This is a genomic window from Streptomyces sp. NPDC058401, from assembly GCF_042722885.1.
Classification (GTDB): domain Bacteria; phylum Actinomycetota; class Actinomycetes; order Streptomycetales; family Streptomycetaceae; genus Streptomyces.
In genome coordinates, this window is record NZ_JBHXKA010000004.1 from 127,099 (window position 1) to 141,895 (window position 14,797).

General features: G+C 74.0%; 15 protein-coding genes. 7 read left to right on the plus strand and 8 right to left on the minus strand.

Annotated elements, in window-relative coordinates:
• The first annotated feature begins 105 nt into the window (after positions 1-105).
• Entirely contained in the window at positions 106-1,410 is a 1,305-nt protein-coding gene (locus ACFWNV_RS02835; protein WP_383939475.1) for a hypothetical protein, read from the plus strand.
• 54 nt (positions 1,411-1,464) lie between these two features.
• Here the strand turns inward: ACFWNV_RS02835 and ACFWNV_RS02840 are convergent, their stop codons facing one another.
• From ACFWNV_RS02840 to ACFWNV_RS02850, 3 genes are all read right to left on the minus strand, one after another.
• Entirely contained in the window at positions 1,465-2,316 is an 852-nt protein-coding gene (locus ACFWNV_RS02840) for a YhjD/YihY/BrkB family envelope integrity protein (RefSeq protein ID WP_383939478.1), read from the minus strand.
• Between the two features lie 193 nt (positions 2,317-2,509).
• The gene (locus ACFWNV_RS02845; RefSeq protein WP_383939481.1) at positions 2,510-3,121 is read right to left on the minus strand and encodes a trimeric intracellular cation channel family protein; all 612 of its coding nucleotides are present in this window, start codon (positions 3,119-3,121) and stop codon (positions 2,510-2,512) included.
• A 204-nt stretch (positions 3,122-3,325) separates the two neighbouring features.
• Positions 3,326-3,931 carry a sigma-70 family RNA polymerase sigma factor gene (locus ACFWNV_RS02850; RefSeq protein ID WP_383939484.1) on the minus strand — a complete coding sequence of 202 codons (606 nt, stop codon included), beginning with the start codon at positions 3,929-3,931 and terminating at the stop codon, positions 3,326-3,328.
• Positions 3,932-4,018: 87 nt separating this feature from the next.
• Between ACFWNV_RS02850 and ACFWNV_RS02855 the strand changes: the two genes are divergently transcribed.
• Positions 4,019-4,849, plus strand: coding sequence for an alpha/beta fold hydrolase (locus ACFWNV_RS02855; RefSeq protein ID WP_383939487.1), 831 nt, complete (start codon positions 4,019-4,021; stop codon positions 4,847-4,849).
• Positions 4,850-4,860: 11 nt separating this feature from the next.
• Here the strand turns inward: ACFWNV_RS02855 and ACFWNV_RS02860 are convergent, their stop codons facing one another.
• Genes ACFWNV_RS02860 through ACFWNV_RS02870 form a run of 3 tightly spaced genes read right to left on the minus strand, consistent with a single transcriptional unit; the run spans position 4,861 to position 8,170 of the window.
• Positions 4,861-5,985, minus strand: coding sequence for an acyl-CoA dehydrogenase family protein (locus tag ACFWNV_RS02860; protein WP_383939489.1), 1,125 nt, complete (start codon positions 5,983-5,985; stop codon positions 4,861-4,863).
• The gene (locus ACFWNV_RS02865) at positions 5,982-7,175 is read right to left on the minus strand and encodes an acyl-CoA dehydrogenase family protein (protein WP_383939492.1); all 1,194 of its coding nucleotides are present in this window, start codon (positions 7,173-7,175) and stop codon (positions 5,982-5,984) included. The genes ACFWNV_RS02860 and ACFWNV_RS02865 overlap by 4 nt, the downstream gene beginning before the upstream one ends.
• The gene (locus tag ACFWNV_RS02870) at positions 7,172-8,170 is read right to left on the minus strand and encodes an NADPH:quinone oxidoreductase family protein (protein WP_383939495.1); all 999 of its coding nucleotides are present in this window, start codon (positions 8,168-8,170) and stop codon (positions 7,172-7,174) included. Before ACFWNV_RS02870 ends, ACFWNV_RS02865 begins: the two co-directional genes overlap by 4 nt.
• Positions 8,171-8,415: 245 nt before the next feature.
• On the opposite strand from ACFWNV_RS02870, the gene ACFWNV_RS02875 reads away from it, so the two are divergent.
• The 4 genes from ACFWNV_RS02875 (at position 8,416) to ACFWNV_RS02890 (ending at position 12,260) form a co-directional block, all read left to right on the plus strand.
• On the plus strand, positions 8,416-9,615 hold the full coding sequence (locus ACFWNV_RS02875; protein ID WP_383939497.1) for a hypothetical protein: 1,200 nt from the start codon (positions 8,416-8,418) through the stop codon (positions 9,613-9,615).
• A 64-nt stretch (positions 9,616-9,679) separates the two neighbouring features.
• Positions 9,680-10,579 (plus strand): SDR family oxidoreductase, encoded by a 900-nt coding sequence (locus tag ACFWNV_RS02880; RefSeq protein ID WP_383939500.1) that lies wholly within the window; start codon positions 9,680-9,682, stop codon positions 10,577-10,579.
• Positions 10,580-10,717: 138 nt separating this feature from the next.
• On the plus strand, positions 10,718-11,320 hold the full coding sequence (locus ACFWNV_RS02885; protein ID WP_383939504.1) for a TetR family transcriptional regulator: 603 nt from the start codon (positions 10,718-10,720) through the stop codon (positions 11,318-11,320).
• A gap of 136 nt (positions 11,321-11,456) precedes the next feature.
• On the plus strand, positions 11,457-12,260 hold the full coding sequence (locus ACFWNV_RS02890) for a hypothetical protein (RefSeq protein ID WP_383939507.1): 804 nt from the start codon (positions 11,457-11,459) through the stop codon (positions 12,258-12,260).
• On the opposite strand, the gene ACFWNV_RS02895 is transcribed toward ACFWNV_RS02890, so the two are convergent.
• Both ACFWNV_RS02895 and ACFWNV_RS02900 read right to left on the minus strand, forming a co-directional pair.
• Entirely contained in the window at positions 12,247-13,080 is an 834-nt protein-coding gene (locus tag ACFWNV_RS02895) for an enoyl-CoA hydratase/isomerase family protein (protein WP_383939510.1), read from the minus strand. The genes ACFWNV_RS02890 and ACFWNV_RS02895 overlap by 14 nt on opposite strands.
• 23 nt (positions 13,081-13,103) lie before the next feature.
• Positions 13,104-13,868 (minus strand): PIG-L deacetylase family protein, encoded by a 765-nt coding sequence (locus ACFWNV_RS02900; protein ID WP_383939513.1) that lies wholly within the window; start codon positions 13,866-13,868, stop codon positions 13,104-13,106.
• Between the two features lie 18 nt (positions 13,869-13,886).
• Here ACFWNV_RS02900 and ACFWNV_RS02905 point away from each other — a divergent pair, with 18 nt between their 5' ends.
• Positions 13,887-14,705: an MBL fold metallo-hydrolase gene (locus ACFWNV_RS02905; RefSeq protein ID WP_383939516.1), complete on the plus strand. Its 819-nt coding sequence runs from the start codon at positions 13,887-13,889 to the stop codon at positions 14,703-14,705.
• Positions 14,706-14,797: the final 92 nt, after the last annotated feature.

Below are 14,797 nucleotides of genomic sequence, written 5' to 3' on the forward strand. Positions count from 1 at the left end.
CGGGGCCGTTCACACGATGGGCCCAACCGAACGCGCGGATCCGGCGGCCTCGTGTGTCCCATGGGACACACGCACGTCTTCTCGTGCCTCGTCCCCGGGAGTGCCATGAACGTGCCGTCCGAACTCCCCGACGGCGTGCCCGCACCGGGCCGGACGGGTGCGTCACGTGCCGGACGGATCGTCCTGAGTTCGGTCTCGGCGGTGCTGATCACGCTCACCTGCATCCTCGTACCGGTCTCCCTGCTCACCGTCTGGGTGCACGACATCGTGCTGGACACCGGCCGTTACGTGTCCACGGTCTCCCCGCTCGCCTCGGATCCGGCGATCGAGGAGGCGGCCGTCCACCGCATCACCGAAGCCGCCGACGTCCGGGTCGACGGCGCTCAGGTGACATCGGACCTGGCGAAGTGGCTGGAGGCCCAGGGACTGCCGCCCCGCGTGGGGACGGCGGTCAAGGCGCTGGGGCCGCAGCTGGATTCGGCCGCGGACGCGGCCGTCTCCAAGGTGGCGACCCGGTTCGTCGAGAGCGACCGGTTCGAGACCGTGTGGACCACCGCCAACCGCGCCGCCCACGCCGCGGTGGTGCACGCACTGACCGGTGAGGGCCGCGGGGCGGTGGGAGTGGAGGGGGGCACCGTCACCCTCGATGTCGGCGCCGCCGTGGAGACCGTCAAGAAGGACCTCGTGGAGGCCGGCCTGTCGCCGGCCGAGAAGATCCCCGACGTCGACAAGCAGATGGTGCTCTTCCAGTCCGAGAAGCTGGGGAAGATCCGGGGTGCGGTCCACCTGCTCGACGTCGTCGGCAACTGGCTGCCCGTGCTCACGGTGGTCCTCGGAGCCGCCGGAGTGCTGCTCGCCCGGCGCCGCCGGCGCGCCCTGGTGACCACCACGCTCGGCGCGGCCGCCGCCTGTCTCTTCTTCGCCATCGGGCTGGTCGTCGCCCGCCACTACTACCTCGACCACCTTCCGGCGCAGGTCCAGTCACCGGCGGCGGCAGCGGCGGTCTTCGACACCCTGGTGCGGTTCCTGCGGGTCAGCATCCGCACCGCGCTCGTCCTCGGGGTCGTCGTGGCCCTCGGGGCCTACCTCTCCGGCGCCGGGCGCCTGCCGCGCGGCCTGCGCGGCGGTGCCGAGCGCGCGGCCGACTCCGCCGCCGTGTGGGGCGCCGCCCACGGGGTGCGCACCGGGAGCGTCGGTACCTGGGTACAGGCGCAGCGGAGCCGGCTCACCATCGGCGTCCTGCTCGTGTGCGCGCTCGTCTTCGCGCTGTGGAACCACCCGACGGTGCTCACCGTCCTGCTGCTGGCCCTCGTCCTGCTGGCCGTGCTCGCCGTCCTCTCGCTGCTCGCGGCCGGTGGCCGCTGCGCGGACCGGGCCGACCCGGCCGACCACGCCGCCGGACCGCGGTAGCCGCGCGGCGTCCCGTCAAGGCCTCCCGTCAAGACGTCCTGACGTCACGTCACGTCACGGCGTCTCAGGGCCCACGGGCGTACGGAGCCAGGCGGCCGGGCGCGGTTCGTGGGCCACCACGTACCCGACGGCGATGGCGAGGGTGATCACGATGAAGAACCCGATGAGCCAGGACAGCAGGACGAAGACCGAGCCGAGGCTGCCGAACTGCTGCAGGCTGCGGTCCACGGCATGGGGCATGTAGACCCTCGACGCCACGGTCAGGAGCTGCTCCCCGAACCCGGCCAGCAGCGCGCCGGGCAGCAGCGGCAGCCACGGGATCCGGGAGCCGAGCAGCAGGCGCTGCGTCCACCACCACAGCAGGGTTCCGCTGATCGCGGCGAGGGTGAAACCGGTGATCCGGCCGGTGCCGAACGCCGTCTGCACCAGTCCCTGGAACAGCAGGGCGACGAGCCAGACGACGAGCCAGGCCAGCCACCGCCAGGCAGCGACCCTGGCCTTGGACTTGGGCAGGTGCCAGGAGCGCTCGCACGTCTTCTGGAGGGCCCGGCTGCACGCGGTCGCCGACAGCAGCGTCACCAGGATTCCCACCCCGCCGGTGCTGGCGACGGCCGTGGTGTCGACGGCGGTGTACACCGACTGCACCTGGTCGAGTGCGGCGTCCTGGAGCCCCAGGGTGACGCGGATGGACGAGACCAGCTGTTGCTGTAGCCACTCGGGCGCGAGCGCCGCGATGACGAAGATGGCCGGCACGGCGCCGAGGAAGGCCTGGGCCGCCAGCCTGGTCGCACAGTCCAGCACTCTGACCGCTCCGAGTTGTGCCAGGAGCCGGCTCAGCAGCGGGGTGTGCTTGCGCATCCACCCCGGGACGACGCGCATATGAGGGATCGTCTCCGGTCCGGACACGCTGAGACTCCTCGGGGCGCGGTTCACGGCGGCCACGACCGCCCTTCCCGAGAACAATGGCCCAAGAGCAGGTTTCCGGCATTTCGCCACTCTTTCAACCGGCGTGTCTTCCGGTGCGGGGGCCCGGTGTGCGAGGCGCGGGCCTGTTCCGTGGCGCGCGCGGGCCGGTCACCTGACGCGCGGGCCCGCGGCGTCAGGCCGTGGTGCGCTGGAGCCGGGGCAGGTGCAGATCGCGAAAGACGGCGGTCATGCGCAGGGCGAAGACCAGGGAGGCGGACACCGCGATGTTGGCGGTGTCCGGAACGCCCGCCCAGTGCAGGCCGAGGTAGGCCATGGCCCCGGCGAGCGCGGCCGTCGCGTACACCTCTTCGCGCAGCAGCAGCGGCGGGAACTCCCCGCAGAGGACGTCGCGGACGACCTCGCCGGTGACGCCCGTCAGGACGGCCAGGATCAGCACGGCGACGGGGGTGACGTGCGCGTCGATGGCGGCGCGGGCGCCGATCACGGTGACCACGGCGAGACCGACGGCGTCGACGACCATGAGCGTGCGGTGCGGGAGCTCGCGGCGGCGCAGGTAGAGCATGGTGGCGATGGCGACGGACCCGATGAGGACGAGCAGCAGCCAGTCGTGGGTCCAGTAGAGCGGGTGCCGGCCGAGGATGAGGTCGCGCAGGGTCCCGCCGGAGATGCTGGCCGCGAAGGCGAGGACGAGCCCGCCGAAGGGGTCCATGTTGGCGCGGTGGGCGGCCAGGACGCCGGAGGCGGCGAAGGCGGCGATGCCGAGGAGGTAGAGGGCGTGCAGCATGGCGCCTCCTTCGAGGGGCGGGCAGGACGGGAGCGGGCCGCGCGTGAGCGGGAGCGGCACGAGGGGTCCCGTAGAGGGTGCGGGATCCGACGGGGCGCCCGCATCGGCCGTTCGGCCAGAACGGCGGCGTGGGTGTGCGCTAGTCCCGGTGTACGGGTCTGCGCCGCCCCCGTGCCGGAGCCGCCCCCCTCCGGCCCCGCCCCGTCAGGCGGCGTCGCCGAGGCGGTCGCGCTGGATCCGGTGCGCGAGGGTGCGGCGCACGGAGGCCGGGGTGTCCGTGGTGGCTCCCGAGGGGACGTCGAGCCCGCGGGCGATCGCGTCGTAGGCCTCCCGGTAGCCGGCGGGCAGCTCCTCCCGGTGCAGCCGCAGGTCCTCCTCGACGAGGCGGCGCAGCTCGTCCACGTCGCGGGGCGTGAAGCGCTTCTTCCCCCGGGCGACGGCATCGACGTGCCGGGCGCAGCGCGCGGTGTCGGGGTAGGCCTCGGCGATCTCCTCGGCCAGGCCCCACAGGCGCCCTTCGAGCCAGGGGGCGTCGCCCTGGTCGAGGGAGAGTCCGACCGGCGGGAGCGGGTCTTCCGCCTTGTACTTCGCCACCTGCTTCGACACGGCGGGCTGGCTCATGGCCGTGAGCCGGGCGATCTTGTCCTGGGTCCAGCCGAGGCCCGTGAAGACTTTGATCATCTCGGTGCGCAGCTTGCGCATCTCCTCGCCCGCGCGGATGACCTCGTTCATCTCCGCGAGCATCCGCCCGGCCTGCTCCTCCGTCAGTGATTCCGTCAGCGGCTCCGTCAGCGATTCCCCATCTGTCATAGCTCGGTTATACACCGGAACCGCAGCCCGTCGGCGCGCCGTGATAACCAGGTTGTATAACCTGGTTATCACTGGCAGGCTAGGCCCATGCCCACCTTCTGCGCCCCCGACGGAACCCGGCTCTCCTACCGCACGGTCGGCGACGGCGACCCGGTCCTCTGCATCCCCGGAGGCCCCGCGGACTCCCGTTACCTCGGCGACCTCGGCGGCCTGTCCCGCCACCGCCGACTGATCCTGCCCGACCCGCGCGGCACCGGCGGGTCGGCGGTGCCCGAGGACACCTCCTCCTACCGCTGCGACCGGCTCGTCGACGACGTGGAGGCGCTGCGCGAACACCTCGGGCTCGCCCGGGCGGACCTGCTCGGCCACTCCGCCGGGGCGAACGTCGCCATGGGGTACGCCGCCCGGTACCCCCGCGCCGTCGGCAGGCTGGTCCTGATCGGCCCGAGCACCCGGGCCGTCGGGATCGAGGTGACCGGCGAGACGCGGCTCGAACTGGCACGGCTCCGCGCGGACGAGCCGTGGTTCCCGGCGGCGTTCGCCGCCCTGGAGGCCGTTTCCGCGGGCACGGGCAGCGACTGGGAGGCGCTCGCCCCCTTCTTCTGCGGCCGGTGGGACCGGGCGGCACGGGAGCACCACGCCGCCGGACTGCCGGTCAACCGCGAGGCCGTCGCGGGCTTCGGCGCCGAAGGCGCCTTCACCCCGGAGGCCACCCGGGCGGCGCTGGCCGCCTTCGGGGCGCCCGTCCTGCTGCTCACCGGGGAGTTCGACCTGAACAGTCCTCCCCGGTCGACGGCGGAGCTCGCGGCGCTGTTCCCCGACGCCACGCTGTCGGTGCAGCCCGGAGCCGGCCATTACCCCTGGGTCGATGACGCCGGCCGGTTCGAGGCGGCCGTCTCGGCGTTCCTGGGGCAATGACCGGCGGCTCCCTACGGCGCCGGGAGTTCCGCGAAGTCCGCCACCAGGCCCCGGTGGTGGCCGGCCGTGCCCAGGGCCAGGGAGTCGGCCTTGGCGCGCTTGAGGTACAGGTGCGCCGGGTGTTCCCAGGTCATGCCGATGCCGCCGTGGAGCTGTACGCACTCCTCGGCGGCCCGGACCGCCACGCCCGAGCAGTAGGCCTGGGCCACCGCCACCGTGAGCGGCGCGTCGGCGGCGCCGGTCGCGAGGGCGTCGGCCGCGGCGCGGGCCGCCGCGCGGGCGGAGGCCACGTCGAGCCACAGCCGGGCGAGGCGGTGCTTGAGGGCCTGGAAGGAGCCGACGGGGCGGTTGAACTGGTGGCGGGTGCGCAGGTACGCCACCGTCTCCGTCAGGCACCACTCGGCGATCCCCAGCTGTTCCGAGGCGAGCAGACCGGCCCCCGAGAGCAGTGCTCCGGCGATGGCCGCCCGGGCCGTGGCCGGGTCGGCGAGCCGGGTTCCGGTGGCCCCGTCGAGGTGGACCGCGGCCAGGGGACGGGTCTGGTCCAGCGCCACGTGCGGGGTCAGCACGACCCCCGCCGCGCCGGCCGGTACGGCGTACAGCCCGGTGTCGGCGAGGACGAGCAGCACGTCCGCGCCGACGGCGTCGGCGACGGAGCCGACGCTCCCGCCGAGCGAGCCCGCGCCGGAGTCCCGTACCGGTGTCGGCAGGGGCGCGCCCGGGGCCAGGGTCAGGGGCAGGGCGGGTACGCAGACGCGGTGGCCCGCCGCGAGCTCCCGCAGGAGTTCGGCGGACTCCGGGCTCTCGCAGCCGAGCAGGATCTCCGTCGCCAGGACCGCGCTCGTGAGGTACGGGACCGGCGCGGCGGCCCGGCCGAGCTCCTCCAGGACCACGGCCGCTTCCCGGTGGCCGGCCCCCTGTCCGCCCAGTTTCTCCGGTACGAGGAGTCCCGCCGTGCCGATGTCGGCGGCGAGCACCCGCCACAGTTCGGGGTCGTGGGGTCCGGCTCCCTCGATCCGGGCGAGGACGGCCGCGGGGGCGCAGCGGGCGGCGAGCAGGGACCGTACCGCCGTGCGGAGTTCCTCCTCGGTCTCGGAGTACAGCAGGTCCAGCGGAGCCGCGGCGGGTGAGCTCATCGGGCCAGGTCCTTCCAGGCGAGGTCCTTGTCGTCGCGCGGCTCGGCGGGCAGGCCGAGGACGCGTTCGGCGACGATGTTGAGGAGGATTTCGCTGGTGCCGCCCTCGATGCTGTTGCCCTTGGCGCGCAGGTAGCGGTAGCCGGCGTCGCGGCCGGTGAAGTCGACGATCTCGGGGCGGCGCAGGGTCCAGTCCTCGTACAGCAGACCCTCTTCGCCGAGGAGTTCCACTTCCAGGCCGCTGATCTCCTGGTTCAGCCGGGCGAAGGTCAGCTTCATCCCCGATCCCTCCGGTCCGGGCTGGCCCTGTGCGAGCTGCTGGCGCAGCCGCTCTCCGGTCAGCCGGGCGACCTCGGCCTCGACCCACAGCTCCAGCAGCCGCTGGTGCAGGGCGTGCGTGCGCAGCTCCGGCCGCTCGCGCCAGGCGGCGGCGACCGGGGCGATCATGCCGCCCTCGCGCGGGATCCGCATGCCGCCGATGGAGACGCGTTCGTTCATCAGGGTGGTGCGGGCCACCGCCCAGCCCTGGCCCACCTCGCCGAGGCGGTGGGCGTCGGGGATCCGCACTCCGGTCAGGAAGACCTCGTTGAACTCGGCCTCGCCGGTGATCTGCCGCAGCGGACGCACCTCGACGCCGGGCGCGGTCATATCGCACAGGAAGTAGGTGATGCCCTGGTGCTTGGGCAGCGCCGGGTCGGTGCGGGCGATCAGGATGGCCCAGCGGGCGGTGTGGGCGCTGGAGGTCCACACCTTCTGGCCGTCCACCACCCATTCCTCCCCTTCGCGCACCGCGCGGGTGCCGAGGGCGGCCAGGTCGGAGCCGGCGCCCGGCTCGCTGAAGAGCTGGCACCACACCTCCTCGCCGAGCCACAGCGGGCGCAGGAAGCGCCGCTTCTGCTCCTCGGTGCCGTACGCGAGGATCGTGGGCGCGGCCATGCCGAGACCGATGCCGATCCGGCGCGGGTCGTTGTCGGGGGCTCCGGCCGCCTCCAACTCGGCGTCCACGACCGCCTGCAGGGAGCGGGGCGCGCCGAGGCCGCCGAGGCCCTCGGGGTAGTGCACCCAGGCGAGTCCGGCGTCGAAGCGGGCCCCCAGGAACTCCGCGGGTGCGGTGCTCGCGGGCGGGTGCGCCGACAGCAGTTCCCGTACGCGGGCGCGCAGTTGCTCGGCGGTGAGCGCGGCGGCCGTCATCGGGAGCCCCCTGCCGGGGAGGCGGACAGCGCGGCGTCCAGGGCCGGTACGACGACCAGCCGGCCGGTGGTGGTCCCGTCGGCGAGGCGCTGCACGGCGTCCGCGGCACCGGCGAGCGGTACCCGCTCGCTGACCAGCGGTGTGATGGAGCCCTCGGCGGCGAGCCGGGTGAGCTCGGCGTGGCAGGCGGCGATCGCGGCCGGGTCCTTGGCGGCGTACAGGCCCCAATGGAGGCCGAGGATCGCGTAGTTCTTGACGAGGGCGTGGTTCAGCGCGGGCGTGGGGACGGTGCCGCTCGCGAAGCCGACGACGATGATCCGGCCCTCGAAGGCCACGCACTTGGCCGAGGCGGCGTAGGCCTCGCCGCCGACCGGGTCGTAGACCACGTCGGCCCCGCGTCCTGCGGTGAACTCCTTGACGCGGGCGACCACATCCTCGCTGGTGCGGTCGATGACGAGGTCGCAGCCGAGCTCCTCGGCGGTGCGCACCTTGGCCTTGCCGCCGACGACCCCGATGACGGTGGCTCCGGCGGCCTTGCCGAGCTGGACGGCGGCGCTGCCGACCCCGCCGGCCGCGGCGTGCACGAGGAGGGTCTCGCCGGCCTGGATCCGGGCCCGGCGGTGCAGGCCGAACCAGCCCGTCTGGTAGCCGATGTGCAGGGCGGCCGCCTCGGCGTCGTCGAGGGTGTCCGGGGCGGGGAGCAGGGCGCGCGCGGGGGCGGTGACGTACTCCGCGAAACCGCCGTGCGGCAGGCTCGGGTTGGCGATGACGCGGCGGCCGTCGTCGGTCTCGCCGCAGATCTCCACGCCGGGGGTGAAGGGGAGCGGCGGGCGGATCTGGTACTGGCCGCGCACGAGCAGCGCGTCGGGGAAGTTGACGTTGGCGGCGAGCACCTTGAGCCTCACCTCGCCCTCGCCGGGCACCGGTTCGGGCACCTCTTCGAGGCGCATGGCCTCGCGGGGCTCGCCGGGGGTGTGTACTCGCCATGCCTGCATCCGGGGCCTCCAGCCGCCGACGGGAACCACGCCTCGCGAGCATACTAAGCGGTCGCTTGCGTCCGTGGGAACCAGTGGGAGTCACGGGAACGGGTCGGTCCGCAACGACACGCGCCGATCCGGTCGCATCACGCCCCCTTTCAGGCAACATATGACGCGGGCACGTCATGAACGGCGATGGCTGACGGGCACGGGGACCCCGCCGTCGGGGCGGGGCGCTTCACACATCCTGGGGGAAGCAGCACATGAGCAGAAGCATGTCCGCGATCGCGGCCGCCGCCGTCCTGGCGGGTCTCGTCACGGCCGCCGCTCCGGCCTCGGCCGCGTCGGCCGCGCACCCGGCAGCCGCCCCGACGGGCGCCTCCGCCGCCTCCGCCGCCTCCGCCGCCGCGTGCGTGCCGGACGCCGTCCGACTGCCGGCCCTGCCGTCCGGCCCCTGGACCTCCGGGGTCGTCAACGGCCTCGGAGCGGACGGTCTCGCCGTCGGAGAGAGCCGCGGCCTCCCGGCGTACTGGACAGCGGACCGCACCGTCCACGCCGTCCCGCTGCCGGCCGGCTTCCAGAACGGCAGCGTCACGTCCGTCAACGCCAAGGGCCTGATGGTCGGCACCCTGGAGCGCTCCTCGGACCGCGCGCACGCCGCCTTCACCTACCGCGCGGGGGACGCGGCGGTACGGCTGCTGACCGGCGCCGCGGCCGGCACGGGCCCGGCCGGCGTCAACGACGCGGGCCGGATCGTCGGCATGGACGCCGGCACCCCGAAGGAGTGGGCGAACGGCACCGTGGTCCGCGAACTGCCGGTGCCCGAGGACGCGCACCCCAGCACCCGGATCGTGGCCGTGGACGGCATCAACAAGCGCGGGGACGTGCTCGGAACCGCCCACACGGAGTACGAGGACCTGGAGGACGACCGGATCGTCAGCAAGACCTTCCCGGTGGTCTGGCCGGCCGGCGGCGGCTACCCGCCCTACAGCCTGCCCGTCTGGAACGAGACGGACTGGACTACGGGCACCGAGGCGAGCGGCATCGACGACAAGGGCCGCGTCGTCGGATACGAGGCGGAGAACCACCGGGAGCTGCGGCGCCGCACCCCGGCCGTCTGGAAGAAGCCGTACGACGCGCCGCCCACCACCCCCGGACCGGCCACCGGCTACGAGACCCTGACCTTCGAGGCCATCAGCCCGACCACCAACGCGACGGTCGGCACCGCCGCCACCTTCGTCGAGGGCTACGCCCGCTACGTACAGGCGGCCTACTGGCCGGGCACGGGCACCCCGCTCGTCCTCCCGAACCCGGCGGGCGCGAGCGCCGACGTCAACACCGAGGCCCACGCCGTCTCGGACGACGACCGGGTGGGCGGCTCCTTCCGCGATCTGCTCACCCTGACGGACAGCGCGATGATCTGGACCTGCGCGAGCAAGCAGGCCTACGCGCCCGGGAAGTAGCGGGAAGCAACTGCCCCCGGCACGGCCATGGTGCTCTCGGCGCCCGCACGCTATCGATGGGCGCATGGAGACCCCCATGCGCGGCCTGCCCGCGCCCCCGCCGCTCGGTTCCGCGGCCCTGCCGCCCGGCACGTTCACCGGCCGGGCGGTGCTCGTGACCGGCGGCGGGACCGGGCTGGGCAAGGCCATCGCCACCGAGTTCGCGCGGCTCGGCGCGGACCTGGTGATCGCCGGCCGCCGGATCGAGCAGCTGAAGTCCGCCCAGGAGGAGCTGGCGGCCGTCCCCGGAGCGGGCCGGGTGACGGCCGCCGTCTGCGACATCCGCGACCCCGAACGGGTCGCCGAGGTCTTCGACGCCGCCGCGGCCGCCTTCGGCGGGGTCCCGGACGTGCTCGTGAACAACGCCGCCGCCAACTTCCCCTGCCCGGCCGAGGACTTGTCCCCCAACGCCTGGCGTGCGGTGGTCGACATCACCCTGACCGGCACCTGGTTCGTGACCCGGGAGTTCGGCCGCCGCCACCTCGCCGCGGGCAGCGCGGGATCCATCGTGAACATCGGCGCCTCGTACGCCTGGACCGGCGGCCCTGGTTACGCGCACAGCGCCGCCGCGAAGGCGGGGGTGAAGAACCTCGTCGAAACCCTCGCCGTGGAGTGGGGACCGTACGGCATCCAGATCAACGGACTGGTGCCGGGGCTGTTCCCGCACGCGGACATGACCGAGGACATCCGGGGCGGTCTGGAGCGGGCCGCCCCGGACGACAAGGACGCCAGACAGCCCGCCCTGCGGGTCGGCGCACCGCGCGAACTGGGCTGGGCCGCCACCTTCCTGGCCTCGCCCTACGCCCGCTTCATCACCGGCCACACCCTGGTGGTGGACGGGGCGAACTGGCAGCGGCGCTCCCTGGTCAACCCGGAAGTGGTGCCGGTCCGGGACCAGTTGGGGCGGGGGCCGTTCATCCCCTGACGCGCCGGGGCGGGGTGCGCGCACCGTCCGGCCCGTCAGGTCATTCCCGTACGTCATTCCGGCACGACACGCCATGATGCGATCGTGTGGCACATTGGCCCCGTCTACAGCCCCCATCCACCCCTTGGAGGTCCTGCGGTGAGCACGGTGAGCAGGGGCCGCCCGTCCTTGACGGCACGGCGCAGGGAGGCCACGTGGTACGAGATCGCGGAGGCGGCCGCCGACCTGTTCTCCGAGCGGGGGTTCGAGGCCACCACGGTCGACGACATCGCGCGGGCGGCCGGCATCTCGCTGCGCACCTTCTACCGGTACTGCCCGACGAAGGAGGACGCCCTGACCCCGGTCCTGACCGCGGGCGTCTCCACCCTGGTCGAGGAACTCGCCCTGCGGCCCTCGGCGGAGCCCCTCACCGAAGCGGTCCAGGCCGCCTTCACCACCGCCACGGCGGGCACGCGCTACGAGGGGCCGGGGCAGACGGCCCGCCTGATCCAGGTGATGGGCGGCGTCCCCGAGATCCGCATGCGCTGGCTCGCGGCCGCGCGCGCGATGCAGGACCGCCTGGTGCCCGTGCTCGCGGTCCGCACGGGGCGCCCCGAATCCGCCCTGGAGACACGGGTCCTGGCGGCCGTCCTCATCGACGCGGTCACCGTCGCCCTGGAACACTGGGCCGCCGAAGGCGGTCGCGAACCCCTCCCCGCCGTCTCGGCTCGCGCCCTGGCCCTGCTGCGCCTGGAGGAGTAGCGGAGGAGCGCGGACCCTGTTGTCAGTGGTCCGGTGTTGTCAGTGGTCCGGTGTTGTCAGTGGTCCGGTGTTGTCAGTGGTCCGGTGTTGTCAGTGGTTCGGTGTGTTGTCAGTGGTCCGGGGCATCATGGGCGGCATGTCCTTCGCTGATCTGACCCTTGACCGGTGGCGTTCGTTCGACCTGCCGGACGCCCGGCGCTTCGCCCTGGAAGCCGCCGGCTCGGTGGGCGGCCGGGTGAGCCTGGTCGACACCGCCGAACACCTCGGCGGCCCGCTCCACCGCGTACGCGTCGAACGGGACGGGCAGGAGTTCGCCCTGATACCCGGGGGAACGGTCCGCCTCGGCTTCGACCTGGACGCCTGGGAGCCCACCGCGGAGCAGACCGCCGACTTCGAGCGGAGCCTGGCCGAGGAGTACGGCTACGGTCCCGATCTCAAGGCGCACCTGGCCGAGTTGCTGAGCCGGCCCCGGACCGTCACCCTGGCGACGGTGTTCATGGCCGTGGAGAGCGAACCGCTCACCGAACCTCCCGCCGACATGCCCGCGGTGCTCGCGGGGCGCGGACTGCGGATGCCCGGCGCCGACGAGTGGGAGCACGCCTGCGGGGCCGGGGCGCGCACCCTCTTCCGGTGGGGCAGCACCTGTCCGATCGCTGAACCCTCGTACGGCAGCGGCACGTTCGCCCCGCGCGTCGAGCCCAACGCCTTCGGTCTGCGCATCGCCTACGACTCGTACGCCGCCGAGCTGAGCGGCGATCCGGGCGCCGTGCACGGCGGGGACGGCGGCGAGTCCGTGTGCGGCGGGTACGGGGACCTGTGGGCCTGGCTGACGCTGGCCACGGCGAACCGGAACCCGGCGTTGGCCGAGCTGGCGTACGGCCCGGAGGACGGGTCCCCCTGGGAGGCGTTCTCCGTCCGGCCGGTGCTCAGCCTCCGGTGAAGTGCGGGGGGCGGCGGGCCGCTTTGGCGGTGTAGCCCTCGCGGGAGTCCTCCGAGGTGAGGGTGAGGGCCGCCGTCATGGCCACCCGGTCCAGGGCCGCGGGCAGGGCGGCGTCCGCGTAGGAGTCGATCGCGCGCTTGATGCCCTGGACGGCGAGCGGGGCGTTGGCCGCGATCTCCGCCGCGAGTGCGCGGGCGACAGACTCCAACTCCTCGGCCGGGACCACCTGTTGGAGGAGATTCAGCCGCTCCGCCATCCGGGCGTCGATGCGGCGGCCGGTCAGGGCCAGGAACTTGGCCCAGCCGGCGCCCGCCTCCCGGGCGATGCGCAGGTCGCCGCCCGCGTCCACCGCGACGCCCAACTGGGCCTCGGGCAGGGCGAAGACGGCTTCCTCGGACGCCACCCGGATGTCCGCCATCAGGGCCAGTTCGAAACCGAAGCCCAGGCAGTACCCCTGCACCGCGGCCACGACCGGCTGCGGGAGCCGGGCCAGGACCGCGAAGCGTTCGTGGACCCAGCGGATGCCCTCGTAGTAGTTGCGGTTGCGTTCGGCCGCCGAGCCGCCGGTGATCGCGCCGCCCGGGGCCGTCACGTCGATGCCCGCGCAGAACGCCCGGCCCTCGGCGCGCAGCAGGACCACCCGTACGGCGGGGTCGAAGCGGATCCGGTCCGCCAGCAGGCCGAGCTGGCGGGTGGACTCCCAGCTCCAGCCGTTGAGCTTCTCCGGCCGGCAGAGGGTGAGTTCGGCGATCCCGTCCGCGACGTCCAGACGGATCCGTTCCTCACCCTCCGCGATCTCCGTGCTCAGGGTGTCGATCACGCGGACACCCTAGGCGTGTCCGGCTAGCGCGGGAAGACCTCGAACGCCACCGCCGGACGGCCCCCGAACCGGGCGGCCGCCTGCTGGGCGTTGCCCGTCAGGAAGCTGCGCACGTACGTCTCCGGGTCCTCGTCCGTGAGCGCGGCGATGTACGCCTTGTGCTCCATCAGGGACTTCACCGAACGCTCCAGGCCGGGGCCGGCGTCGGCCGCGTGCGTGGGCGTGGTGGTGCCGGACACCGCCACCCAGCGCACCCCGTTCCACGGCTCCAGGCCCTGCTCCGCGAGGAGTTCGGGGAAGATCCAGCGGTTGCCGGCGTCGCCCGCGGCGTCCAGGGTGGCCCGGCCGACCGCCTTGTGGTCCGGGGTGTTCCAGTAGCCGCCGCCCTCGGCCCCGCCCCACGTGTCGCGGTGGTTCATCGTGATCACCAGCTCGGGGCGGTGGCGCCGGATGGCCGCCGCGATGTCCCGGCGCAGCTCCGGGCCGTACTCGAGGACCCCGTCGCGGTGGTCGAGGAACTCAACCGTGGGGACACCGACGACGGCCGCGCTCGCCCGCTGCTCCGCCTCGCGCAGCGGGGCGCACGTCTCGGGGTCGATGGTGTCGATGCCGGCCTCGCCGCGCGTGGCGAGCAGGTAGACGACCTCGCGGCCGCCGTCCGTCCAGTCCGCGATGGCCGCCGCGCAGCCGTACTCCAGGTCGTCCGGGTGCGCCACGACCGCCAGCGCACGCTGCCAGTCGGTGGGCATGGGCTCCAAGGGCGCGGGCCCGTCCAGTTGTTCGTTCATACGCCGCACAATAGGCGAATGGACACTCAGGGGCTGGTGGTGGCCCTTCTCGACGCCCGCGGGTCGTTCTTCGAGCCCGCGGTCACGGCCTTCCCGGGGGCGGGCGCCGCCGCCTGGGAGCGGGCCGCGCTGCTGGATCCGGACGCGGCCGGGCCGGACGGCTCCTGGCGGCTCGACTTCCGGTGCTTCGCCGTGCCCCGGCCGGGCGGCCGGTGGGTGCTGATCGACGCGGGGGTCGGCCCGCCGCGGAGCCCGGCGGCCGGCTGGGCCCCGGTACCGGGCCGGCTGCCCGCCGCGCTCGGGGAGGCCGGGATCGCCCCGGCCGATGTGGAGGCCGTGGTCCTGACCCACCTGCACGAGGACCACACCGGCTGGACGCAGGACGAGGCCGGCCGGCCGTTCTTCCCCGAGGCCCGGTACCTCGTACAGAGCGCGGAGGTGGCGGCCCTGGACCGGGCGGATCCCGTCTGGGACTGGACGGTGGCCCCGCTGCGGGCCGCCGGGCAGCTCCACGAGGTGGCCGGCGAGCACCGGCTCGCTCCCGGCATCACCCTGCTGCCGACGCCCGGGCACACGCCCGGCCACCAGTCGGTGCTGGTGGAAGGCGCGGCCGGGGGTGGGGGCGGTGGGGGCCGAGACGTCGTGGTCACCGGTGACGTGCTGGTCCACGCGGTGCAGCTCGCAGACCCGGCGGTCCCGTACTCCCACGAACGCGACCGGGCCGCCGCCCGCGCCTCGCGGGAGGAACTCCTGGCCCTGGCCGTCCGCCGCCGCGCCCTGCTGGCCACCGCGCACCTGACCCGGGCCTTCGTGGAACCGCCCGGACCGGGCTGTTAGGTCGTCTCTTTCGGATCTTGTCGGCCGAGCCCGCGGCGTCTGGTGCCGTGCCTGGGCGTGCTGCCGGGGCGTTCGCGTACTGGGCGTACGTG